Origin of the sequence: Asanoa ishikariensis, assembly GCF_900107455.1 — a bacterium.
Taxonomy (GTDB): domain Bacteria; phylum Actinomycetota; class Actinomycetes; order Mycobacteriales; family Micromonosporaceae; genus Asanoa; species Asanoa ishikariensis.
The window spans coordinates 31,981-53,923 of the sequence record NZ_FNQB01000002.1 but is presented as its reverse complement, the minus strand read 5'-3'; the positions used below and the strand labels follow the sequence as shown (position 1 = coordinate 53,923).

The window sequence follows — 21,943 nt, the reverse complement described above, 5'->3', positions numbered from 1 at the left end:
TGATGCCTAGCGTCGATGGCATGACAACAGCCGTCGTTTCCAGCCCCACCTCGAGCACCACGAGTCACCGTGGCATCGTGCGTCAGCTGATGACCGACTCGGCGTACGTGATCGTGGGCTTTCCGCTGGCGATCGCCGGTTTCGTCGCAGTCCTGGTCGGGCTGGTGCTCAGCGCCGGCCTGATCGTCACAGGCATCGGCCTGCCGGTGATGGCGGGAGCCCTGCTGCTCGCCCGGATCTTCGCCGACCTCGACCGGCTCGCGATCGGCCGCATCCTGCGGCTGCCGCGGGTGCGCCCCGAGTACCGCACCGCCGCGCCTGGCGCCGGCCTCTTCAAGCGCGTCATCGCGGTCATCGGCGACAGCCAGTCCTGGCTCGACGCGGTGCACGCCCTGGTCAAGTTCGTCCTGTCGATCTTCGGGTTCGTGGTCACCGTCGTCTGGTGGGCCGGCGCGATCGGCGGCGCGTTCTACTGGGCCTACGACTGGGCGATTCCGCGCGGCGACGACGAGGTCGACCTCAACACCCTGCTCGGCCTGGGTGACGGCACCGGTCCGCGCCTGCTGCTGTACACCGCCATCGGGGTGTTCTTCCTGCTCAGCTTGCCGATCGTGGTGCGCGGCGTGGCCCTGCTGCAGGCCAACTTCAGCAAGGCGATGCTGACCGGCGTGGCCGAGATGCGCAGCAAGATCACCACACTGGAAGGGCAGCGGCGGGCCGCGGTGTCGGCCGAGGCGACCGCCCTGCGCCGGCTCGAACGCGACATCCACGACGGTCCCCAGCAGCGGCTGGTCCGGCTCGCGATGGACCTCGGCCGGGCACAGCAGCAGTTCGACCGCGACCCGGAGGCGGCCCGCCGGACCATCGACGAGGCGCTGACCCAGACCCGGGAGACCCTCGACGAGCTCCGCTCGCTGTCCCGGGGCATCGCACCCCCGATCCTGGTCGACCGTGGCCTGCCCAGCGCGCTGGCCGCCCTCGCCGGTCGCGGTGTGATCCCGATCGACCTCTCGATAGACCAGGCGCTGGGCACCTCCGCCGGCCGGCTGGACCCGGCGCTGGAGAGCGCCGCCTACTTCGTGGTCGCCGAGTCGCTGACCAACGTCGCCAAGCACAGCCGGGCGGAGATCTGCCGGATCGCGGTCAGCCGGGAGGGCGAAGATCTGCGGGTGGAGATCTCCGACGACGGCGAGGGCGGCGCCCACGTCTCCAAGGGCCACGGCCTGGCTGGCCTGGCCGACCGGGTGCACGCGGCGGGCGGTCAGCTCACCGTCACCAGCCCCGCCGGAGGCCCCACGCTGATCCAGGCCACGCTCCCGATCTGAACCGCATCTGAAGGGCCCCCTACCGACGGGGGCCCTTCTACTACGCTCGACCGGTGCGCATAGTGATCGCTGACGACGCCGTACTCCTCCGCGAGGGCCTGGTCCGGCTCGTGACCGAGCACGGCCACGAGGTGGCGGCCGCGGTCGGTGACGGGCCGAGCCTGGTCGAGGCCATCGTCCGAGAGAAACCCGACGTCTCGATCGTCGACGTGCGAATGCCGCCGTCACACACCGACGAAGGACTCAAGGCCGCTGTCGAGGCACGCCGCCTCGTGCCCGGCACCCCGGTGCTGGTGTTGTCGCAGTACGTCGAGGTCTCGTACGCCGACGATCTGCTGGCCGATCGGGCCGGCGCGGTCGGCTACCTGCTCAAGGACCGGGTGGCGGCGATCACCGAGTTCCTGGACGCACTCGCCCGGGTGGCCGGCGGCGGGACGGTGCTCGACCCCGAGGTGGTCGCCCAGCTACTGGTGCGGCGCCGGCGTGACGACCCGCTGCGTGAGCTGACGGCCCGCGAGCGCGAGGTGCTGGGGCTGATGGCCGAGGGCATGTCCAACACCGCGATCGCCCGCAAGCTGGTGGTCAGCGACGGCGCCGTGGAGAAGCACGTGCGCAACATCTTCACCAAGCTTCAGCTCCCGCCCGACGAGGAGCAGCACCGGCGGGTGCTCGCGGTGCTGACCTACCTACGCGGTTAGGGCGAGCTCAACGGCCTCGGAGAGCGTCCCGGCCACCGGATGCCCGGAGGCGCGCAGCCGCTCCTCGTCGGTGAACCCGCCGGTGTAGAGCACGCATCCGGCGCCCACCGACGTGGCGGCGTCGGCATCGTCGAGCGAGTCGCCGATCAGCACCATCGACGCACCGTCGAGCTCGAGTGCCGCCATGTGCCGCGCGAGGTGGCCGGCCTTGAACGCCCGGTCTCCGCCGAGCGCGACCTGCACCCCGTCGACCCGCCGGAACCGGCCGTCGAGCCCGAACGCCGTCACGGCCGGCACCAGGTCCTCGTGGAACCACATGGACAGCAGCGACTGGCTGCCGTGCCAGGACCGCATGGCGGTGACCGCGTCGTCGGCGAGCGCGCACGTGGTCAGCCCGGCCCGGTAGGCGTCGTGGAAGATCTCGTCGAGCTGGTCGAACTCGTCGGCGTCGACTGCCCGCCCGAGCACCATCGCGTAGTAGTCGGCGACCGGCCGGATGAAGTGGCGCCGGTGGTGGTCGGCGGTCACCGACGGGCCGCCCACGGTCGCGAGCGCGTGGTTGGTCGCGGACAGGACCAGTGCGAAGTCGTTGAGCAGGGTGCCGTTCCAGTCCCAGACCAGGTGCGTACGCGTCACGTGAACGACTTTACCCATCGAGATCTCGGGCCAGCCGGTCCTCCTCGACCCGCCAGTAACCGTGCTCCTTGCCGTCCAGCAACACGACTGGCAACCGGTCGCCGTAGTCGCGCTCGAGCTCGATGTCGGAGGCCACGTCAACCTCGGTCCACGGCTCACCGGTGCGCTGTGCGACCCGGTCCAGCGCGGACCGCGCCGCGTCGCACAGGTGGCAGTCGACCCGGGTGAGCAACGTGACCCTAGACATCCCGCAGTTCCGCCTTGCGCACCTTGCCGATCGCCGAGTGCGGCAGCTCCGCCACGAACTCCAGCGCGGTCGGCGTCTTGAACCGGGCGAGATTCGCCTCGGCGTGCGAGAGCAGTTCGTCGGGATCCACCTCGGTGCCGGGAGCGCGCACGACAAACGCTTTGACGGTCTGTCCGGTGTACGGGTGCGGCACGCCGATCACGGCCGCCTCGGCGACGCCAGGGTGGGCTTCCAGAACCTGTTCCACCTCGCGAGGGTAGACGTTGAAGCCGTTCACGATGATCAGCTCACCCCGGCGGTCGACGATGAACAGGTCTCCGTCGGCGTCGGCGTACGCGATGTCGCCCGTGGCCCACCAACCGTCGGCGTCGGGACCGTCGCGCCCGTCGGGCCAGTAGCCGTCGAACAGGTTGGCGCCGCGGACCACGATCTCGCCGGGGTCGGTCTCCGGCGGGCCGAGCTCGAGGTCGAACTCGTCACTGTCCAGATCGGACACGTCGGAGACCGCGCTGCCGTCGGGCGCGACCAGCCGCAGCTCGACACCGGGAATGGCGCGGCCGATCGAGCCCAGCTTCGGCTCCGGGCTGAGCAGCGTCGAGGTGACCGCCGGTGCGGTCTCGGTCAGCCCGTACCCGACGAAGACCGGAAGCGACGTCGCCCGGGTGAACCGCGTCGCGGTCTCCGGGTCCAGCGGCGCGGCGCCGCACACCGCGACCCGTACCGTCGTCAGCGCCGCGCCGGCGTCCGGCACCAGCGACCAGGCCTGGTACATCGAGGGGACGCCGACCAGCCCGGTCACGCCGTGCCGGGCGATCAGGGCAAGCGAGTCCGCCGGATCGAAGCGGTCGACGAGCACACCGGTGGCGCCGTGATAGGCGACCGCGCCAAGCCCGGAGTTCAGCCCGTAGGCGTGAAAGAGCGGCAATGCGAGCAACAGGATGTCGTCCGGACCGACCACAGTGGGCGTGATGCCGTCGATCTGCGCGTGGTTGGCCAGCAGCGCACGATGGCTGAGCATCGCGCCCTTGGGCGCGCCTTCGGTGCCCGAGGTGTAGAGCAGCACGGCCAGATCGTTGGTCGCGGCCACGGAACCGGCCGGACCCTCTTCGGGAAGCTTTTCGAGTACGCGCGCCAACTCGGGCAGGTCGCCTCGGATGCCCTCCACGACGCGCGCGACATCGGGGCTGGCGACCAACAGCGACGCCCCGGAGTCGGCCAGCACGTGCCGCAGTTCCCGGGCGGTGTACTGCGGATTCACCGGCACCGCGACCAGGCCCGCGCGCAGGACGGCGAAGAAGGTCACGGCGTAGCGGGGTGAGTTGGGTAACGCGAGCGCAACCCGAGCGCCCGCTGGCAGGTTGAGCCCGGTGAGCGCGGCCGCGGCGGCATCGACGCGACGGTCCAGCTCACCCCAGCGCAGGCTCGTGTCGTGCCAGATCAAGGCGGTCTTGTCGGGTGTCGCGGCAGCGGCTGCGGCCACCCGGTCGGCAAGTGTGTCGGAACGGTGGTCCACCACGGTCGCCGAGTCTGGCACAGTGTCGCCGACCGTGGCCACGGTTGTCGTCCGGTGCGTTGTGCGAGTGTGCGTCGCGATCCCACCGACGGGACCGTGCTCACGAACCGACGAGGCACCCGCGTGTCGCCGATCGGCTAGAGGCACCTGTGCATATCGGCGTGTCGCGATTCGGCGTGTCGGCCGCTTTCCGCAGGTGACAGCCGTCCTCCGGCTAGGTGTCTTAGGTCCGGCAGCGGACAAGATGTGCGACACGTTCAGGTGGTATCGGGAAATACTTCGGCTCTGTGTAACGGACTCCCCACACGTGGGTGATGTTGGCCCTATCATTCCTGGGTCGGCTCACCCCTTTTGTATGTGAGTCACACCCCTCATCCCCGAGGAGGCCGCTGTGCCCGTGAACGCGTTGCATGAGCACCTATGTCCCGGTGCCGCCTCCTGGTGGCTCCGGTTGGCTGTTGACGCAGCCCCCGCACGCGGCCTGGAGGGCGGCAAGTGACGGCTTACAGCTATGCCCCGGGCAATGAACTCCATGACGTCCCAGCCGCACTGAGCGCGGGCCTCGCGGCCTTGCGCCGGACGGTGCACGAGATGCGGATCCTCGACATCCGAGGTGACGGATCCACCTGGCGTGGCGACGGTTCCGTCGCCGACGGGGGCGCCCGGCGGACCCGCAACAAGCCGCACACCGACATCCCTGGCCGGCCAGTCGGCCCGGGCAGCAACTCCAAGCAGGTCAACGGCGGTCGCGTGGGCACTCCCAACCGGCCGACCATGCCGGCCCAACCCGGTGTCGGCCAGAGCCCGGCGGAAAGCGGCGAGACCGCCGTCCTGCCCGCCGTGCCGCCGATCACCGAGCAGCGCACCGGAGGCTCCGGAGGCGCGCCGACCCAGTACCCGTCCCGCCCCGACCCGTCCGACCCGGCCACCGAGGTCTGGACGCTGGTCGAGCGGGCCCAGGCGGGCGAGGCCGAGGCGTTCGGGCTGATCTACGACCGCTACGTCGACACCGTCTTCCGGTTCGTCTACTTCCGCGTCGGCAACCGCCAGCTCGCCGAGGACCTCACCTCCGACACGTTCCTGCGCGCTCTCAAGCGCATCGGCAGCTTCACCTGGCAGGGCCGCGACCTGGGCGCCTGGCTGGTCACGATCGCCCGCAACCTGGTCGCCGACCACTTCAAGTCGGGCCGCTACCGGCTCGAGGTGACCACGGGCGACGTGCTCGACGCCGACCGCGAGGACCGCGGCCCCGAGGGCAGCCCCGAAGCCGCCGTCGTCGACCACATCACCAACGTCGCCCTACTCACGGCCGTCAAGCAGCTCAACCCGGAGCAGCAGGAGTGCATCGTGCTCCGGTTCCTCCAGGGCTTCTCGGTGGCCGAGACGGCGCAGTCGATGGGCAAGAACGAGGGTGCCATCAAGGCACTGCAATACCGTGCGGTCAGAGCCCTCGCCCGGCTGCTGCCGGACGGGTTCCAACCGTGACCGGTGGGGACCGCCCCGTAACTTTTCGTGCCCTACGACAGTTGAACTCGATGCGTCCGGTGATGGGTTCCCATCCCGGTTTCACTGTCGTAATCAGCGAAGGGAGGTGCCCGCGGTGAACTCCGTCCTTTTCCACCGGCGGCGCGCCGAGCGCTTCGCCCAGCTTCTCGACGAGGCCCACGGCGGCCGTCGTCACCACGTGCGGTCTCCGGTGGACAACGATCTCGCCGATGTCGTGGCTGTCGGGCATCGGGTGTCAGCGCTCAAACACTCAGTCGACGTTGACGTCGACCCTGAGTTCCGGATGAGCCTGCGTGCGGCCCTCGTCGCAGCGGCGGAGCGCGAAGGGATCGGCGCGATCGCCGACACCGGCGCGACCGTCGACCTGCAGGCGTTCCGGGCCGCGGCCAACGCGCCGAAGCAACGGGCGCGCCGTCTCCGTACCCGTGGAGCGATCCTGGCCGGCGTAGCCGTCGGTGCGATCGCCATCTCGGGCATGTCAGCGGCCAGCGAGAACGCGGTTCCGGGCGACGCGCTCTACGGCGTCAAGCGCTCCACCGAGCGGGCTCAGCTCGCACTGGCCAGCTCCGACCTGTCCAAGGGCCAGCTTTTCCTGGACTTCGCCCGCAACCGACTCTCGGAGGCGCGGGCCGTCAGCGACAGCGACGGGTTCGCCCGGGCGCTCGACGACATGGACGCCAACACCACCGAGGGTGTGCGGCTGCTCACCACGACCGCGGCGCAACGGCACGAGATGGCCGCGCTCGACGCGGTCGACGCGTTCCTCAAGCACCAGCGCACCGAGGTCAGCAGCCTGCTCGGCACGACGACGGGAGCCCGCCACGAGCGTGCGCTGTCCTCCGTCGCGCTGCTGCTCTCGGTCGAGAAGCGGTCCGACGAGCTGCGCCGGTCGCTGGAGTGCGGCGGCGACGCGGCGGCCAAGGCCGACGCGCTGGGTCCGCTGCCAGGCACCTGTCCGGCGGGCAGCGCACCTGCTGACGCACCGGCTGGCAAGCAGTCCGGCGGCAATGGCGAGGCCAACGAGTCGCGGCCGGAGAAGTCCGACCCGAAGCCGGCCCCGTCCGGCTCACCCGCCACGCCGGGCTCGGCCGACCGTCCGGGTTCCAGCCCGGCACCGGCTACGCCGACCCCGGCACCGAGCAACAACAGCAACCTCGTCGAGGATCTCGGCGGCCTGCTGGGCGGCCTCGTACCCGGTTCCTGACTCCTGCCGACCTACCACGATCGGGGCGTTCCTCACCTGGAGGAACGCCTCGATCGCTGAAGCAGTGCGTTCGGCCGGATACCCTCGTTTGTGGGGCCAAGGGCGGATCGATCGGAGGTAGCTGCGTGACATCGGAGCACCGGCTGACCATCAGCACGGACGCACACGGTCACACGGCAGGTTGGGCCGCGGCCGAGCTCGAAGCGGCGCTCGAGGTCGACATCGACAAGAGCGCGGCGGCCTTCTTCGACATCGACAACACCATGCTGCAGGGCGCGTCGATCTACTGGATCGCCCGTGGGCTGGCCGCGCGGCGCTACTTCACCACCACCGACCTGGCCCGGTTCGCCTGGCAGCAGGCCCGCTATCGGCTGCTCGCGGCCGAACACGCCGGCGACATGTCGAACGCCAAGAAGGTGGCGTTGGCGTTCATCGAGGGCTGGCGGGTCGACGACATCGAGCGGCTGACCGAAGAGATCTTCGACGAGCTGATGGCGCCACGGATCTGGTCCGGCACCCGCGCGCTGGCGCAATTGCATCTCGACGCCGGCGAGCGGGTCTGGCTGGTCAGCGCCGCACCCGTGGAGATCGGCCGGGTCATCGCACAGCGGCTCGGGCTGACCGGCGCGATCGGCACGGTGGCCGAGGTGATCGACGGTGCCTACACGGGCCGACTGGTCGGCGACCTGATGCACGGCCCGGCCAAGGCCGACGCGATCACCCAGCTCGCCAACGTCGAGGGGCTCGACCTGCGCCGGTGCACCGCCTACAGCGACTCGGTCAACGACCTGCCGATGCTCTCGGCGGTCGGCAACGCGGTCGCCGTCAACCCCGACAGCGGGCTGCGTCGAGCCGCCCGCGAGCAGGGCTGGGAGATGCGCGACTTCCGCACCGGCCGCAAGGCCGCCAAAGTGGCGGTGCCGTCGACGCTGGCCGCCGGTCTGCTGGCCGGCGCGATCACAACGGTCCTGGCGGCCCGCCGGCGGCGCCGCGCCGGCTGAGCCGGCTTTACCCGGCTTACCGGCCGAAGGGGTCTGGCCGGCGCTCCAGCAGCGTGTGCAGGGTCTGCTGGATGGTCTCCCGCACCTGGTCGGCCAGGTTGAACACGACCAGCGGGTCGTCGGCCTGGTCCTGCAGGTGCGCCGTCGGGATCGGCTTCGAGAACTCGATCAGCCACTTGCTCGGCAACGGCAGCATGCCCAGCGGGCCCAGCCACGGGAAGGTCGGCGTCACCGGGAAGTAGGGCAGGCCGAGCAGCCGGGCCAGCGGCTTGATGTCGGCGAGCATCGGGTAGATCTCCTCGGCGCCGACGATCGCGGCCGGCACGATCGGCGTGCCGGTGCGCAGCGCCGCCGAGACGAACCCGCCCCGGCCGAACCGCTGGAGCTTGTAGCGCTGCGCGTACTGCTTGCCGACGCCCTTGAAGCCCTCGGGGAAGACACCGACGAGCTCGCCGGTGCTCAGCAGCCGCTCGGCGTCGGGGTTGCAGGCGACCGTGCCGCCCGACTTGCGGGCCAGCTCCGAGACGATCGGCATGCGGAACACCAGGTCGGCACCGAGCAGCCGCAGGTGGCGGCGGTTGGGCGTGCGGTCGTTGACGGCCGTGGCCAGCATGATCGCGTCGAGCGCGACGGTGCCGGAGTGATTGCCGACCACCAGCGCCGACCCGTTCGCCGGCAGGTTCTCGACGCCGAAGACCTCGGTGCGGAACCAGTCGCGGTAGAGCAGCCGCAGCATCGGCAGGAACACCTTGTCGGTGAGTTCCGGGTCGAACCCGAACTCGTCGACCTCGTAGTCACCGCCCAGCCGGCGCCGCAGGAACGCCAGCCCCCGGGCGACCCGGTCGTCCCAGACGTCACCGGGCTGGTCTTCCACCGCGGGCGGCAACGGCGCCGGGGCAGTCCCGTTGCTGCTGGGAGTTGTGGATCGGACACCGTTGGAGGCGGCCGGACCGTTGCCGTTGGGTGCTGGCTCGACGACCGTGAACTCCGTGGCCGGAACGCTCCCCCGGCGGCTGGCGCCGTTGGTCTTCTGCGCCGGTGCGCGGCGCGGGGTCGCCTTGCGGGTGCTCTTGCGCGGCGGCCGGTCGGGCCGGCCCGAATCGTCTGTCATGCCTTCTCCTGCACGGTCGCGCGTGCCTGGCGGATCCCGTCGAGGATGGCCTGTTCCGCGATGGCCAACTGTTCCCGGCGCAGCACCGCCCCACCACGGTGGCCCGCGACGAAGTCATCGAACGCGTCGGCGGTGCTCCGCGGGCTCCAGCCGAACTCGCTGACCAGTTTGCTCGTGTCGACCACCCGGCCGTGCACGAACAGGTCGACCTGGTCGAGCCCGTAGCCGCTGCGGCCGAGGTTGCGCACCAGGTTGGAGGCGGCGGACAGCCCGGGTTCGAGCACGGGCACGGGTATCCGGCCGGCCCGGCGGATCGCCTGGGACAGCGAGAGCACACCGGCCCCCGCGACGTTGAACGTGCCGGCGTGGTCGTCGACCACCGACCGGTGCACGATCTCCAGCGCGTCCTCGATGTGCAGGAACTGGAGGCGCGGGTCGCGGCCGAGCACGGTGGGCACCACCGGGCGGGCGAAGTACCGGGTCAGCGTGGTGTCGGCGTTGGAGCCGATGAACGGCGCGAAGCGCAGCACGGTCGCGGTCACGTCGGTGCGGCGGCGCCGGAAGCCTCGGACGTAGCCCTCGATGTCGAGGATGTCCCGGGCGAACCCGCCGCGGGGCACCTCACGCGGCTCGGTGTCTTCGGTGAACACCGCCGGGTCGCGGAACGACGCCCCGTAGGCGGCCGTGGACGAGCGCATCACCAGCTTGCGCAGCCGCGGCGCCTGTTGGCAGGCGGCTAGCAGGTGCATGGTGCCGATGACGTTCTGTTCTTTCATCGCCGCCCGCCCGCCGTGTTGCGGGTCGGGTGCGGTGGCCAGCGCGAGATGGACCACCGCCTCGGCCTCGAGGTCGGCGATCACGGTGCTGGCGGACCCGGCGTCGCCGCGCACCTGCTCGACACCGTCGAGCAGGTGAGCGAACTCCGCTGGCGGCGCGTGCGGGTCAAGCCCGACCACGCGGCCGATCCGGTCGTCGGCGGCGAGCCGGGCGGCCACGTGGGCGCCCAGAAACCGGCTGACGCCGGTGACGACAACCGAGCCTGTTGGTCGCGACCTCACGTTGGCCTCCGGTCAAATCTCAGGAGGGTGCCGCGCGGACGCGCCGGGCCACAGGCATCTGACGTCAGACCCGAACCGACGGCCCAGGATTGGACCTCAGGCTCGGGCCGACGTCACTTGCCGAGACGGCGACGCTGGACGCGGGTCTTGCGCAGCAGCTTGCGGTGCTTCTTCTTGGCCATACGCTTGCGGCGCTTCTTGACCACCGAGCCCATACGACAGCCCTCTCCCAGTGAACGTGCGACATGCGCCGGACGTCACGGGGACGTGAAGGCCGACGGCGATCTGACATCGGATCCGACCCGACGGCGGGCGCATTGCACCACAGCGGGGTAAGAATCGCGATCCAGGGTACGCGTCGACCGTCAGCCCAGCCAAAGCGACCCCGGCCGCGGGGCCATCACAGCCCCGCGGCCGGCTCCATGGCCACTCTTATGCGGACTCTTGGAACGCGCCCCGTAAGTATTCGTTCACGGCGTGTTCCGGAACCCGGAACGATCGACCGACGCGCACCGCGGTGAGATCACCCGAATGCACCAAGCGGTAGACCGTCATCTTTGACACCCGCATCAATGTCGCCACCTCGGCCACCGTGAGGAACTTGACCTCCGACAGCCTGTCGGCTTGTGGTGATCCTGCCATGGCTCACCAACCAATCCATCCCCGGCGCGCGCCGTCAGGCGCTCGTGTAACTAGTACGGTAGCGGTGCCGTTGTTACCGGCGCGATCCCTTCGCCGGTTTGATCATGGTTAGTCAAGGCAACTCACCGAGTTTTCCCGAAATTTACCCCTAAAGGGGACATATCTCGATGAATGATCATGCTGCGGCCGCCCTCACAGCTGCCACACACTGATCATTGAGCACAGACCACGGCTCGCCGAAGACCTCTCGACTGGCCTCTTCGATCGACATCCGGTCATGTGTCAGGGCCTTCATGAAGGCCAGCACGTCGGGCTCGCCGAACCGCTCCGCGAGCTGTCTGACAGCGAGGTAGCCGATCCCGTACGCGCCGGCGACCTCCCAGTCGGCCGCGCCATCGGCGATCTTGAGGTCCTGCAGCGGACCGGCCCAGCCGCGCTCCTTGACCACCTTGCGCACCTCTTCGATGCCCTCGTAGGCCTGCGGCGCGGCGCCACCGGACGCGGCGAGCTCGGCGATCCCCTCGACCAGCCACCAGGCCGACGTCGGGAAGCCGTTCTGCGGCATCGTCGAGGCGTGGGTCATCTCGTGGCGGAGCAGGTCGTCGAGGTTGTTGCGCTGCGGTGCGGCCGCGTTGATCACGACGTCGACCTGGCGCCCGCCGACCGGCAGCGCGTAGCCGGCGGTCCACGCCGGCCGGCTGCCGCCGAACCACCGTTTCCACTGCTCGGTGCCCGCGTAGAACACCTCGTAGTGCGCCGGGGGCGGCCCACCGACCGCGTACCGGTCGGCGACCACGGCGGCCTTCTCGGCCTCGGCCAGGACGGTCTTGAGCTGCCCGCGCAGCGCGTTCGTGGTGGCCACCATGACCCGCTTGCCGCGGGCGACCACGAGCTGGTCGACCTCCCACGGGCGGGGGCCGTCGTACGTCGACATGGACGGCTCGACGCCGACCAGCTTGAGCCCGGCCGCGGTGTCGGTCCACACCGTGCCGTACGTGATGGTCATCGGCTTGCAGTCGGGCTCGACGAAGCAGTGCTCGACCTCGACCAGGGTCCGCCACTTCTGCGGGCCGACCGACGAGGGGATGGAGTCCGCCGACGGCACCCAGCGGGTGATCTTCATGCCCCGCAGCGAGGCGAACTGGGCGCTCAGCGTGGCCTTCGCCGGGCTGGCCGGATCGGCGATCGCGAGAAAGCCCGCCTGGTCGCCGCCGAGCAGCGCGGTGCCCTGTGCGGTCAGCGCGGCACCGATCTTGTCGCGCAACCACGCGGCGGTGACCCGGTCGGCGTCGCCGGCGACCGGACTGCGGGCCGGCTCGGCCTTGGCTGACGGTGTCGCCGGCCAGGCCGGCGAGTCGAGCCCGCGGAACACGACGACGCCGACTCCGACCGGAGCGACGCACAGCACGAGCGTGGCCACCAGACCGAGGGAAAGCCACAAGGACCACCGCCGGCGTGGTGCCGGCGCACCTGTCTCCTCAGCCATCCGGGCGAGATTAAGGCCGTCCACCCGATCGAGGGATCAGCCGTACGGATGAGTTACTTGCGCGATTTCATGGCGCGGGCGAAGAACAGCAGGTTCGCCGGACGTTCGGCCAGGCGGCGCATCATGTAGCCGTACCAGTCGTTGCCGTAGGGCACATAGACGCGCACGGTGTAGCCCTCGGCGGCCAGCCGCAACTGCTCGTCGGGGCGCACGCCGTGCAGGAGCTGGAACTCGAACGCGTCGGTCGAGCGGTCGAACCAGCGGGCCCGGTCCTCGGCGATCGCGATCAGCCGGGGGTCGTGGGTGGCCAGCATCGGGTAGCCCTCGCCCGACATCAGGATGTTCATGCAGCGCACGTACGACTTGTCGACGTCGATGGCGGACTGGAAGGCGACCGACTCGGGCTCCTTGTAGGCGCCCTTGCACAGCCGGACGCGGGAGCCGAGCGTGGCCAGCTCGCGGCAGTCGGCCTCGGTGCGGCGCAGGTAGGCCTGCAGCACGGCGCCGGTGGTCGGGTAGTCGAGCCGGAGCTTGGCCAGGATCTCCAGGGTGGAGTCCGTGGTGGTGTGGTCCTCCATGTCGAGGGTCACCGTCGTGCCGGCGTTGCTCGCGGCGGCGCAGATCTGCCGCGTCAGGTCGTACGCGAGCTGCTCGTCGAACTTCTGGCCGAGGGCCGAGAGCTTGACGCTGACCTCGGCGGCGGGCGTCAGGCCGGCTCCGCCGAGCGCTCCGAGCAGCGCTAGGTATTCGTCCTTGATGGCCGTCGCCTGGTCGGGGTTGACCGTGTCCTCGCCGAGGTGGTCGAGGGTCACCCGGAGGCCGTCGCCCACCAGGTCGCGGGTCGTGTGCAGAGCGTCATCGGTGGCGATGCCGGCGATGAAGCGGTGGACGACGTCGCGGGTCAGCGGAGCCGTCTCGACGAGCCGCTCGACCCGGGATGACCGGGAGGCGGCGAGGATGACCGAACGGAGCATGACCGCAGCGTAGCGCCCGTTGGCGGACGCTTCTCGGCGAGCTTGGCAACCCTTCATGATCGCTTAGCGGAGTGGCTTCGTCGCGGAGTGACCCGACGGACGAGGCATGCTCTGGCCGCGTCGTCTACGGTTGTCGGGTGAACTTCGATGCGTACGCGCGCACCGCCGTTGACCTGGTCAACGCCCCGATGGAGGGCATCGACGACCTGCGGGCCGTTTTCATCGCCGACAACGCCTGGATGCGCGACGAGGTCACCGAGCGTGATGTGACGACGTTCCGCCGTGCCCAGAAGCGGCTGCGCGACGTCTTCCAGTTCGGCAGCACCGACCGCGACACCGAGGCGGTCAACGAGCTCAACTCATTGCTGAAGGACCATCCGGTCCAGCCGCGGATCTCCGGGCACGATGCCAGCGACTGGCACATGCACGTGACCAGCCGCGGTGCTTCGGCCAGCAACGAGTTCCTCGCCGCGGCGGTGTGGGGGCTGGCGGTCTGGCTGACCACCCACGGCAGTGCCCGGTTCGGGGTCTGCGCCGACGACCGGTGCGGCAACGTCTACCTGGACACGTCGTCCAACAACTGCCGGCGGTTCTGCTCCGAGCGGTGCGCGACGCGCTCGCACGTGGCGGCGCACCGGGCTCGCAAGAGAGCGACTCTCGCGGGCGTCTAGACCTTGGCCGGGGCCGGCAGGTGGGCGCGGGCGAACTCCAGGGCCGCGCCCAGGTCGGCCTCGCGGTCGGCGCGGCTCTTGGCACCCCGGGTGTTGACCTCCACGGCGATCGAGCCGCGGAAGCCCCGCCCGGCCAGCGACTCGAGCAACTCGCCGCAGGGCTGGTTGCCGCGCCCGGGCACCAGGTGCTCGTCGCGCCCTTCGCCGCTGCCGTCGCCCAGGTGCACGTGCTTGAGGCCGGCGCCCATGGCGTCGGCCATGGCGAGCGCGTCCGTGCGGCTAGCGGCGCAGTGCGACAGGTCCAGGGTGTACGCGTCGAAGCCGGATTCGGTCGGGTTCCAGCCCGGCTGGTAGGGCACGAACTCGCGGCCGGCCATGCGCACCGGGAACATGTTCTCGATCGCGAAGGTCAGGTCGCTGTGCTTGTGCGCGATCCGCTCGAGCCCCGGCTGGAACGACCGGGCGTAGTCGCGCTGCCAACTGAACGGCGGGTGCACGACCACGGTCGGCGCCTCCAGCGACTCGGCGAGCTCGGCCGCGCGGCGCAGCCGCTCCCACGGGTCGGAGCTCCACACCCGCTGGGTCACCAGCAGGCAGGGCGCGTGGACGCTGAGCACCGGCACGCCGTAGTGCGCCGCCAGCCCCTTCAGGGCACCGGCGTCCTGGCTCACCGCGTCGGTCCACACCATGACCTCGATGCCGTCGTAGCCCAGCCGCGCGGCCATTTCGAAGGCGGCGGCGGTCGGCTCGGGGAACACCGAAGAGCTTGACAGCAGTACGGGGGTGCGCGAGGTCACGTCAATCAGGGTAGTCCTACGCGGCAGCAGGCACCTGGACGAGCCACCCCAAATCCATCGTTTATGCCGATTCAAGCTGATCGAGCCGGCGCAGGATCACGCCTTCGCGCAGCGCCCACGGGCAGATGTCCGCCGCTTCGATCTGGAGGCGACGCAGCACGGCCTCGGCCACGACCGCACCGGCCAGCAACTGGTGTGACCGGCTGGCGCTGACGCCCTCCAGCTCGTACACCTGGCGCGGTGGGATCAGCCGGATGAAGCCGAGCACCTGGCGCAGGCCCTGAGCGGTCAGCGCGCGCGGCTCCCAGAGTCCCTGCCGGGACGGTGCCGCGCCGGCCAGCCGGGCCAGCGTGCGGAACGTCTTCGAGGTGGCCACCGCGCGGTCCCACCGGACCTCGGCCAGCTTCGCCGCGGCCGACTCGAGCTGCTTCTCCACGTACGCCTGGAGCTCGTCGACGCTCTTCGGCGACGGCGGCGAGGAGGTGTCCCGATCGACACCCAGCCGCTCACGGCTGAGCCGGCCCGCGCCCAGCGGCAGCGACATCGCGAGGTCCGGAGTCTCGTCGATGCCGGCCGCGATCTCCAGCGAGCCGCCGCCGATGTCGAGCACCAGCAGCCGGCCCGCCGACCACCCGAACCAGCGCCGGACGGCCAGGAAGGTGGCGCGGGCCTCGTCGGCGCCGGAGAGCACCTGGAGCCGCACGCCGGTCTCCTTGCGTACCCGGGCCAGCACTTCCTGGGAGTTGGTCGCGTCCCGGACCGCCGAGGTGGCGAACGCCAGCAGGTCGTCGGCCTTCAACCGGCGGGCGCTGGCCTGCGCGTCGTGCGCGGCCTTGACCAGCGCGTCCGAGCCCGCCTTGGTGAGCGCGCCGTCGGGGCCGATCTGCTCGGCCAGCCGCAGCACCGCCTTCTCCGAGTGCGCCGGCCACGGGTGCGCACCGTGGTGCGCGTCGACCAACAGCAGGTGAACGGTGTTGGAACCGACGTCTAGAACGCCCAACCTCATGTCCGCACCTTATGGCCCAACGGTTATCGCCACCGCGTTGCCGTGCGGCAACGCGGGCCCGCAGCCTATTCGGGCGTAGTCTTGTCGGGTGCCAGCACGCAACCAGCTTCGCGTCCTCGTCGACTCGGACGACGATCCCCGCAGCCGCGAGGTCGATCTGGACTTCCCGCGGGAATGGGTGGAGTTCTTCGACCCCGAGGACCCCAAGCACCTCATCCGTGCCGACCTGACCTGGTTGCTGTCCCGCTGGACGTGCATCTTCGGCAAGGGTTGCCACGGCATCATCGAGGGCCGGGCCGCGGACGGTTGCTGCTCCCACGGCGCGTTCTTCACCGACTCCGACGACGAGTCCCGGGTCCGGGCGGCGGCCAAGAAGCTGACGCCGGACACCTGGCAGCACTACCGCCGAGGGTTCAAGAACTACACCGAGATGGACACCGTCGACGGCAAGACGCCGGCCCGGCGCACCGCCACCCAGAGCGCCGACGGCCCCTGCGTGTTCCTCAACGACGCGGACTTCCCGGCCGGCGGCGGCTGCGCGCTGCACGCCCAGGCCCTGCGCGACGGCGTGCACCCGCTGGAATACAAGCCCGACGTGTGCTGGCAGCTTCCGGTCCGCCGCGACCAGGACTGGAACAAGCGCCCCGACGGCACCAAGATCCTGATCACGACGCTGACCGAGTTCGACCGCCGCGGCTGGGGTTCCGGCGGGCACGACCTGCACTGGTGGTGCACGTCGTCCCCGGAGGCCCACGTCGGCAGCGAGGCGATGTGGCAGTCCTACGAGCCGGAGCTGACGGCCCTGATCGGCAAGGCCGCCTACGCCAAGCTGGCCGAGATGTGCGCCGCCCGCGCCCGCCGCGGCATGGTCGCCCCGCACCCGGCCGACCCGAAGCGCCGCCTGCCGCTGACCCGCACCAAAGACCTCAACGGCGGCGCCGAGCCCGCCCACCCGCCGAAGAAGCGCTAGGCCGGTTACGGCTCGAACTTGTAGCCCAGGCCGCGGACGGTGACGATGAAGCGCGGCGTCGACGGCTCGGGCTCGACCTTGGAGCGCAGGCGCTTGACGTGCACGTCAAGGGTCTTGGTGTCGCCCACGTAGTCGGCGCCCCAGACGCGGTCGATGAGCTGGCCTCGGGTGAGCACCCGGCCGGCGTTGCGGAGCAGCAGCTCGAGCAGCTCGAACTCCTTGAGCGGCAACTGCACGGACGAGCCGTCGACGGTCACCACGTGCCGCTCGACGTCCATCCGGACCGGGCCGGCGGCCAGGGTCGGTGCGTCGGGCTCGGTGATCTCGGTGCCCTGGCGGCGGAGCACCGCGCGGATCCGGGCGACCAGTTCGCGCGGCGAGTACGGCTTGGTGACGTAGTCGTCGGCGCCGATCTCCAGGCCGACCACCTTGTCGATCTCGCTGTCCCGTGCGGTGACCATGATGATCGGCACGCGGGAGCGCTGACGGAGCTGGCGGCAGACCTCGGTGCCGGACATCTCCGGCAGCATGAGGTCGAGCAGCACGATGTCGGCGCCGGTCCGGTCGAACTCGGTCAGCGCCAAGGTGCCGGTCGGTGCGACCGAGACCTCGAAACCCTCCTTGCGGAGCATGTACGAGAGGGCATCGGAGAACGACTCTTCGTCCTCGACCACGAGCACGCGGGCCACGGACTTTCCTTCCTTACCGCTCGGATCGGCTCGACTCGGCCGATCCGGTCACGATCTCAATAGAGGGGGGTAGCGGGAGGGCGGCATCCGGCGGACTGGCCGGAAACCGAAGGGTGAACGTCGAACCCTCTCCCAGTGTGCTGACAACATCGATGCGCCCGCCATGGTTGGTGGCGATGTGCTTGACGATGGCCAGGCCGAGCCCGGTGCCGCCGGTGGCCCGGGACCGGGCGCGGTCGGCACGGTAGAACCGCTCGAAGATCCGGTCGACCTCGTCCGGCGCGATGCCGATGCCCTGGTCGGCCACCGAGAGCACGATTGACGACTCGTCGAGCGCGGTCGTGATGGTGATCCGGGTCTCTTCCTTCGAGTACGCGATCGCGTTCTCCACCAGGTTGGACAGCGCGGTGGCGAACTGGCTGTCGCTGCCGTAGACGGTGAGTCCGCGCTTGCCTTCGACCACGACCTCGATCTCGCGGGCGGCGGCCGTCGTGCGGGTCCGGTCGATCACCTCGGCGACCACCCAGTCGACCGGGACCGGCTCGGGGTCGGGCAGCGGGTCGGCGCCCTGGAGCCGGGTCAGCTCCAGCAGCTCGTTGACCAGCCGGCCCAACCGGGTCGACTCGTGCTGGATCCGCACCGCGAACCGGCGGGCGGCGGCCACGTCTTCCTCGGGGCCGGCGCCGGGCTGCGGGCCGATGTTGGTCGGGTCGGTGGCGTCGAGCAGGGCCTCGGCGAGCAGTTGGAGCGCGCCGATCGGGGTCTTGAGCTCGTGGCTGACGTTCGCGACGAAGTCCCGGCGCACCCGGCTGACCCGGTGCGACTCGGTGACGTCGGCGGCTTCCACGGCCACGAAGTTGCCGCCCAGGCCGACCGCGCGCAGGTGGACGCCGAGGGGCTCGGAGACTCCGTCACCGCGGGGCAGGTCCATCTCGACGTCGCGGCGGACGCCGGAGCGGCGGACCTGGCCGGCCAGGGTGCGGATGATCGGGTGCGCGACCAGGCTGCCGGGCGTGCCCGCCGAGCGGAGCAGACCCATCGCCCGCGCGGCTGGGTTGACCAGCACCACGGTGTCGTCGCTGTCGAGCACCACCACGCCGACCCGCAGCGAGTCGAGGCTCTTGCGACCCAATCCGGGCTGCGGATCGTGCCGGTCGATGGTGATCGCCTGCCTTCCCTCGCCAGCAGCGCGGGTAGCGGCGACGGTCGCTGATCCCCGCCGCCTGATGCGCGGGATCAGCGATCCGGCGGCGAAGCCCGCCAACAGACTGACGCACACGCCAGCCACGATCGCCCATTCCACGAGGCGATCGTAGGGTCATTGTTAACGAACAGGCTGGTCGGGCCGGGCAAAGCGGGCGCAGATCGCCCAATGTTCACCGGCCGGCTCAGCGCCGTTAACTGGCGTTCTGTGGCGTACACCTACGGTGAACCGGACATAAGTCGAAGCGTGACCAGATATTACTCTCAGGTCACATTATTTCTGTAGACGACACACCGTTCCCCAGGAGCACCGACATGGCTTTGCGCGAAGAGTTCCGCGCTGACCTGCACATCGTCAGCCAGTTGTTGGTCGACATGGCCGAGGCGGTCCGCACCGCAATGAGCGAGGCGACCACCGCCCTGCTGCGCGCCGACCGCGCTGCCGCGGAGGACGTGATCTCCCGGGACGCCGAGGTCGACTCGCTGTACCGCCAGGTCGAGGAGCGGGTGACCGATCTCATGGCCCGCCAGGCCCCGGTGGCCAGCGACCTGCGAGTGTTGATCACTGCCCTGCAGACGGCGGCCGACCTCGAGCGGATGGGCGACCTCGCCGACCACGTGGCGAAGACCGCGCTGCGCCGGCACCCGTCGCCGGCGGTCCCGGCCGAGCTGCGCCCGGTCTTCCAGGCCAAGGCCGACGTGGCCGACAAGATGGCCGCCAAGATCGCGACCGTGATCTCGAAGCTCGACGCGGTCGGCGCCGCGGAGCTCGACAGCGACGACGACGCGATGGACGCGCTGCACGTCGAGCTGTTCAAGGTCATGCTCAGCCCGGACTGGCCCTACGGCGCCGAGACGGCGATCGACGGCGCTCTCCTGGGCCGCTTCTACGAGCGTTTCGCGGACCATGCGGTGAACGCCGGCCACCACGTCATCTACCTGGTGACCGGCGAACAGCCGCAGGCCTCGAACTAACGTCCCTGGTTGGCCACTGCGGCCGCTGCTTCGGCGGCGGCCGCCGGGTCCAGGTAGGCGCCGCCGACGGTGATCGGGCGCAGGTTGGCGTCCAGGTCGTAGCGCAGCGGGATGCCGGTCGGGATGTTGAGCTTGGCGATCGCCTCGTCGGAGATGCCGTCCAGGTGCTTGACGACGGCGCGCAGCGAGTTGCCGTGCGCGGCGACCAGCACGGTCTTGCCGGCGAGCAGGTCCGGGACGATCGCGTCGTACCAGTACGGCAGGGTGCGGACGAGCACGTCCTTGAGGCACTCGGTGCGCGGCATCAGCTCGGGCGGCAGGGTCGCGTAGCGCGGGTCGTCGGTCTGCGCCCACTCGTCGCCCGGGTCGATCGGCGGCGGCGGCACGTCGTACGACCGGCGCCAGAGCATGAACTGCTCCTCGCCGTACTCCTCGAGCGTCTGCTTCTTGTCCTTGCCCTGGAGCGCACCGTAGTGGCGCTCGTTGAGCCGCCAGGACCGGTTGACCGGAATCCACGAGCGGCCGGCCTCGCCCAGCGCGAGCTCGCTGGTGCGGATCGCGCGGCGCAGCAGGCTGGTGTGCAGCACGTCCGGCAGCAGGCCGTGCTCCCGCAGCAGCGCGCCGCCGCGCCGGGCCTCGGTCTCGCCCTTCTCGGTCAGGTCGACGTCGACCCACCCGGTGAACAGGTTCTTCGCGTTCCACTCACTCTCGCCGTGCCGGAGCAGCACCAACGTCCCCACAGTCATGCCGCCATCCTCGCGCAGCCGGTGAACCGGCCGGCAACCCACCCGGCGTGACGACCGCCATGCGGTAATCCTGATGACTTCCTGGGTGCCGACAACCTAGGTTGCGTAAGGCCGCTGCGGATTGGCGGTCATTACCTGGGGGGCCAAATAGTGGTACGAGGCTGGTTGCGTGAGACGACGGGTGGACTGCCCAGGACGTTCTGGTATCTCTGGTGCGGCACCCTGGTCAACCGGCTCGGCGGCTTCGTACTGATCTTCCTGACTGTCTACCTGACCAAGGAACGGGGCTTCAGCGACATCCAGGCCGGCCTGGTGGTCGGCCTGTGGAGTGCCGGCGGCGGCATCGGCACGATGGTCGGCGGCGTCCTCGCCGACCGCTGGGGCCGGCGGCCGACGCTGCTGATCGCCCACGTCGGCGGCGCCGGCATGATGCTGTTGCTCGGCTTCTCCCGGCCGTTCGCGATGATCGCCGGCGTCGCGTTCGCCCTCGGCGCGTTCGCCGAGGCCGCTCGCCCCGCGTTCGCCGCGATGATGGTCGACGTCGTGCCCGACCGCGACCGGGTACGCGCGTTCTCGCTCAACTACTGGGCGATCAACCTGGGCTTCGCGTCGGCGGCGATCCTCGGCGGTTTCGCCGCGCACCTGGACTACGTGCTGCTCTTCGTGATCGACGCGTCAGCGACGCTGATCACCGCGGCGATCGTGTTCGTCAAGATCAAGGAAACGCGCCCGGTCGGCGTGCATCTGCCTGCGGGGACAGGCAGCCGCGGCGGTCTCGGCATGGTCCTGCGCGACCCGGTGTTCCTGATCTTCACCGGCGCCAACCTGCTGGCCGCGATGGTCTTCCTCCAGCACATCTCGATGCTGCCGATCGCGATGACCGACGACGGCCTGTCCTCGTCGACGTTCGGCTGGGTGATCGCGCTCAACGGCCTGCTGATCGTGCTCGGCCAGCTCTTCATCCCGAAGCTCATCGCCGGCCACAGCCGGGCCAGGGTGCTCGCGGTCGGCACGATCGTGCAGGGCATCGGCTTCGGCCTGACCGCGCTGGCCGGCAGCGCCTGGCTGTACGCGATGACCGTGCTGATCTGGACCGTCGGCGAGATGGTCTACTCGCCGGCCAACGCGGCCACCATCGCCGACCTCGCGCCCGCCGCGGTGCGCGGCCGCTACCAGGGGGTCTTCGCGCTCTCCTGGTCGATCGCCGGTTTCACCGCACCGGTGGCCGGCGGGTTCGTCCGGGACCTGCTGGGCAACAGCGCACTGTGGATCGGGTGCGCGCTGATCGCCTTCGTGGCGGCGGCGGTCAACCTGGCCGCCGGACCGGCCCGGGAGCGTCGCGCCGCGGCGCTCGCCGCCTCCCGGGTGCCCGTGCCCCGCGACGCCGTGGTGCCCGCACCGCCCGGCGTGATGAGCGACACGCTGGCGCCCACCTCGTCGGCTTCGTAGCGTCCCTTCGGTAAGGCTTCTTAACTGAAGGAGGAC

General features: G+C 70.4%; 22 protein-coding genes and 1 pseudogene. 9 read left to right on the top strand and 14 right to left on the bottom strand.

All coding sequences use genetic code 11. The features are described from left to right. Window positions 1-20: 20 nt before the first annotated feature. Both BLV39_RS14540 and BLV39_RS14535 read left to right on the top strand, forming a co-directional pair. Window positions 21-1,325: a sensor histidine kinase gene (locus BLV39_RS14540; RefSeq protein ID WP_090791688.1), complete on the top strand. Its 1,305-nt coding sequence runs from the start codon at window positions 21-23 to the stop codon at window positions 1,323-1,325. Window positions 1,326-1,378: 53 nt separating this feature from the next. After that, a complete protein-coding gene (locus BLV39_RS14535) occupies window positions 1,379-2,023 on the top strand; it encodes a response regulator (RefSeq protein WP_090791684.1) in 645 nt (214 codons plus the stop codon). On the opposite strand, the gene BLV39_RS14530 is transcribed toward BLV39_RS14535, so the two are convergent. The 3 genes from BLV39_RS14530 to BLV39_RS14520 are packed head-to-tail and all read right to left on the bottom strand — an operon-like array spanning window position 2,012 to window position 4,422. Then, complete coding sequence (locus tag BLV39_RS14530) at window positions 2,012-2,659, bottom strand: HAD family hydrolase (RefSeq protein WP_373315288.1); 648 nt, start codon at window positions 2,657-2,659, stop codon at window positions 2,012-2,014. The genes BLV39_RS14535 and BLV39_RS14530 overlap by 12 nt on opposite strands. Before the next feature lie 10 nt (window positions 2,660-2,669). Next, window positions 2,670-2,906 carry a glutaredoxin family protein gene (locus BLV39_RS14525; RefSeq protein WP_090791677.1) on the bottom strand — a complete coding sequence of 79 codons (237 nt, stop codon included), beginning with the start codon at window positions 2,904-2,906 and terminating at the stop codon, window positions 2,670-2,672. Then, window positions 2,899-4,422 carry an AMP-binding protein gene (locus BLV39_RS14520; protein ID WP_239083635.1) on the bottom strand — a complete coding sequence of 508 codons (1,524 nt, stop codon included), beginning with the start codon at window positions 4,420-4,422 and terminating at the stop codon, window positions 2,899-2,901. Before BLV39_RS14520 ends, BLV39_RS14525 begins: the two co-directional genes overlap by 8 nt. A 588-nt stretch (window positions 4,423-5,010) precedes the next feature. Between BLV39_RS14520 and BLV39_RS14515 the strand changes: the two genes are divergently transcribed. From BLV39_RS14515 to BLV39_RS14505, 3 genes and pseudogenes are all read left to right on the top strand, one after another. Continuing rightward, entirely contained in the window at window positions 5,011-5,904 is an 894-nt protein-coding gene (locus BLV39_RS14515; protein ID WP_090797271.1) for an ECF subfamily RNA polymerase sigma factor, BldN family, read from the top strand. A 115-nt stretch (window positions 5,905-6,019) separates the two neighbouring features. Then, window positions 6,020-6,886: pseudogene (locus BLV39_RS14510) on the top strand (DUF5667 domain-containing protein); the annotation flags it as partial. Window positions 6,887-7,254: 368 nt separating this feature from the next. Continuing rightward, window positions 7,255-8,130, top strand: coding sequence for an HAD family hydrolase (locus BLV39_RS14505; protein ID WP_090791671.1), 876 nt, complete (start codon window positions 7,255-7,257; stop codon window positions 8,128-8,130). Window positions 8,131-8,146: 16 nt separating this feature from the next. On the opposite strand, the gene BLV39_RS14500 is transcribed toward BLV39_RS14505, so the two are convergent. From BLV39_RS14500 to BLV39_RS14475, 6 genes are all read right to left on the bottom strand, one after another. Beyond that, window positions 8,147-9,016: a lysophospholipid acyltransferase family protein gene (locus BLV39_RS14500; RefSeq protein WP_090797267.1), complete on the bottom strand. Its 870-nt coding sequence runs from the start codon at window positions 9,014-9,016 to the stop codon at window positions 8,147-8,149. Between the two features lie 221 nt (window positions 9,017-9,237). Then, window positions 9,238-10,299: an NAD-dependent epimerase/dehydratase family protein gene (locus BLV39_RS14495; protein WP_090791669.1), complete on the bottom strand. Its 1,062-nt coding sequence runs from the start codon at window positions 10,297-10,299 to the stop codon at window positions 9,238-9,240. Between the two features lie 113 nt (window positions 10,300-10,412). Continuing rightward, window positions 10,413-10,514, bottom strand: a complete 102-nt coding sequence (locus BLV39_RS14490) for a 30S ribosomal protein bS22 (protein WP_007465623.1) — start codon at window positions 10,512-10,514, stop codon at window positions 10,413-10,415. A gap of 217 nt (window positions 10,515-10,731) precedes the next feature. Next, a complete protein-coding gene (locus tag BLV39_RS14485) occupies window positions 10,732-10,941 on the bottom strand; it encodes a helix-turn-helix domain-containing protein (protein WP_089253551.1) in 210 nt (69 codons plus the stop codon). 175 nt (window positions 10,942-11,116) lie between these two features. Further along, complete coding sequence (locus tag BLV39_RS14480) at window positions 11,117-12,427, bottom strand: hypothetical protein (protein WP_143049765.1); 1,311 nt, start codon at window positions 12,425-12,427, stop codon at window positions 11,117-11,119. 53 nt (window positions 12,428-12,480) lie between these two features. Beyond that, on the bottom strand, window positions 12,481-13,401 hold the full coding sequence (locus BLV39_RS14475; RefSeq protein WP_090791665.1) for a proline dehydrogenase family protein: 921 nt from the start codon (window positions 13,399-13,401) through the stop codon (window positions 12,481-12,483). Between the two features lie 137 nt (window positions 13,402-13,538). On the opposite strand from BLV39_RS14475, the gene BLV39_RS14470 reads away from it, so the two are divergent. Then, window positions 13,539-14,072, top strand: coding sequence for a CGNR zinc finger domain-containing protein (locus BLV39_RS14470; protein WP_090791661.1), 534 nt, complete (start codon window positions 13,539-13,541; stop codon window positions 14,070-14,072). Here the strand turns inward: BLV39_RS14470 and BLV39_RS14465 are convergent. Further along, the gene (locus BLV39_RS14465; protein ID WP_176984923.1) at window positions 14,069-14,869 is read right to left on the bottom strand and encodes a sugar phosphate isomerase/epimerase family protein; all 801 of its coding nucleotides are present in this window, start codon (window positions 14,867-14,869) and stop codon (window positions 14,069-14,071) included. The two genes, BLV39_RS14470 and BLV39_RS14465, sit on opposite strands and share 4 nt — an antisense overlap. A 61-nt stretch (window positions 14,870-14,930) precedes the next feature. Next, on the bottom strand, window positions 14,931-15,875 hold the full coding sequence (locus BLV39_RS14460; RefSeq protein WP_090791658.1) for a Ppx/GppA phosphatase family protein: 945 nt from the start codon (window positions 15,873-15,875) through the stop codon (window positions 14,931-14,933). An 88-nt stretch (window positions 15,876-15,963) separates the two neighbouring features. Here BLV39_RS14460 and BLV39_RS14455 point away from each other — a divergent pair, with 88 nt between their 5' ends. Next, complete coding sequence (locus BLV39_RS14455; RefSeq protein WP_239083636.1) at window positions 15,964-16,845, top strand: DUF3109 family protein; 882 nt, start codon at window positions 15,964-15,966, stop codon at window positions 16,843-16,845. A 5-nt stretch (window positions 16,846-16,850) separates the two neighbouring features. Here BLV39_RS14455 and BLV39_RS14450 read toward each other — a convergent pair whose 3' ends face one another. Together BLV39_RS14450 and BLV39_RS14445 are read right to left on the bottom strand one after the other, a co-directional pair. Further along, the gene (locus BLV39_RS14450) at window positions 16,851-17,534 is read right to left on the bottom strand and encodes a response regulator transcription factor (RefSeq protein ID WP_090791655.1); all 684 of its coding nucleotides are present in this window, start codon (window positions 17,532-17,534) and stop codon (window positions 16,851-16,853) included. 13 nt (window positions 17,535-17,547) lie between these two features. Next, window positions 17,548-18,837, bottom strand: coding sequence for a sensor histidine kinase (locus BLV39_RS14445; RefSeq protein ID WP_090791653.1), 1,290 nt, complete (start codon window positions 18,835-18,837; stop codon window positions 17,548-17,550). A gap of 221 nt (window positions 18,838-19,058) precedes the next feature. Between BLV39_RS14445 and phoU the strand changes: the two genes are divergently transcribed. Beyond that, the gene (gene phoU / locus BLV39_RS14440) at window positions 19,059-19,712 is read left to right on the top strand and encodes a phosphate signaling complex protein PhoU (RefSeq protein WP_090797260.1); all 654 of its coding nucleotides are present in this window, start codon (window positions 19,059-19,061) and stop codon (window positions 19,710-19,712) included. Here phoU and BLV39_RS14435 read toward each other — a convergent pair. Then, window positions 19,709-20,458, bottom strand: coding sequence for a phosphoglyceromutase (locus tag BLV39_RS14435; protein ID WP_090791647.1), 750 nt, complete (start codon window positions 20,456-20,458; stop codon window positions 19,709-19,711). The two genes, phoU and BLV39_RS14435, sit on opposite strands and share 4 nt — an antisense overlap. A gap of 165 nt (window positions 20,459-20,623) precedes the next feature. Between BLV39_RS14435 and BLV39_RS14430 the strand changes: the two genes are divergently transcribed. Continuing rightward, window positions 20,624-21,907 carry an MDR family MFS transporter gene (locus BLV39_RS14430; protein ID WP_239083637.1) on the top strand — a complete coding sequence of 428 codons (1,284 nt, stop codon included), beginning with the start codon at window positions 20,624-20,626 and terminating at the stop codon, window positions 21,905-21,907. Window positions 21,908-21,943: the final 36 nt, after the last annotated feature.

What these genes read in the sequence shown, in the direction of transcription:
- BLV39_RS14525 (WP_090791677.1), bottom strand. Translation starts at nt 2,906, where the DNA reads ATGTCTAGGGTCACGTTGCTCACCCGGGTCGACTGCCACCTGTGCGAC.
- BLV39_RS14475 (WP_090791665.1), bottom strand. Translation starts at nt 13,401, where the DNA reads ATGCTCCGTTCGGTCATCCTCGCCGCCTCCCGGTCATCCCGGGTCGAG.
- BLV39_RS14435 (WP_090791647.1), bottom strand. Translation starts at nt 20,458, where the DNA reads ATGACTGTGGGGACGTTGGTGCTGCTCCGGCACGGCGAGAGTGAGTGG.
- BLV39_RS14490 (WP_007465623.1), bottom strand. Translation starts at nt 10,514, where the DNA reads ATGGGCTCGGTGGTCAAGAAGCGCCGCAAGCGTATGGCCAAGAAGAAG.
- BLV39_RS14460 (WP_090791658.1), bottom strand. Translation starts at nt 15,875, where the DNA reads ATGAGGTTGGGCGTTCTAGACGTCGGTTCCAACACCGTTCACCTGCTG.
- BLV39_RS14480 (WP_143049765.1), bottom strand. Translation starts at nt 12,427, where the DNA reads ATGGCTGAGGAGACAGGTGCGCCGGCACCACGCCGGCGGTGGTCCTTG.
- BLV39_RS14540 (WP_090791688.1), top strand. Translation starts at nt 21, where the DNA reads ATGACAACAGCCGTCGTTTCCAGCCCCACCTCGAGCACCACGAGTCAC.
- BLV39_RS14485 (WP_089253551.1), bottom strand. Translation starts at nt 10,941, where the DNA reads ATGGCAGGATCACCACAAGCCGACAGGCTGTCGGAGGTCAAGTTCCTC.
- BLV39_RS14515 (WP_090797271.1), top strand. Translation starts at nt 5,011, where the DNA reads ATGCGGATCCTCGACATCCGAGGTGACGGATCCACCTGGCGTGGCGAC.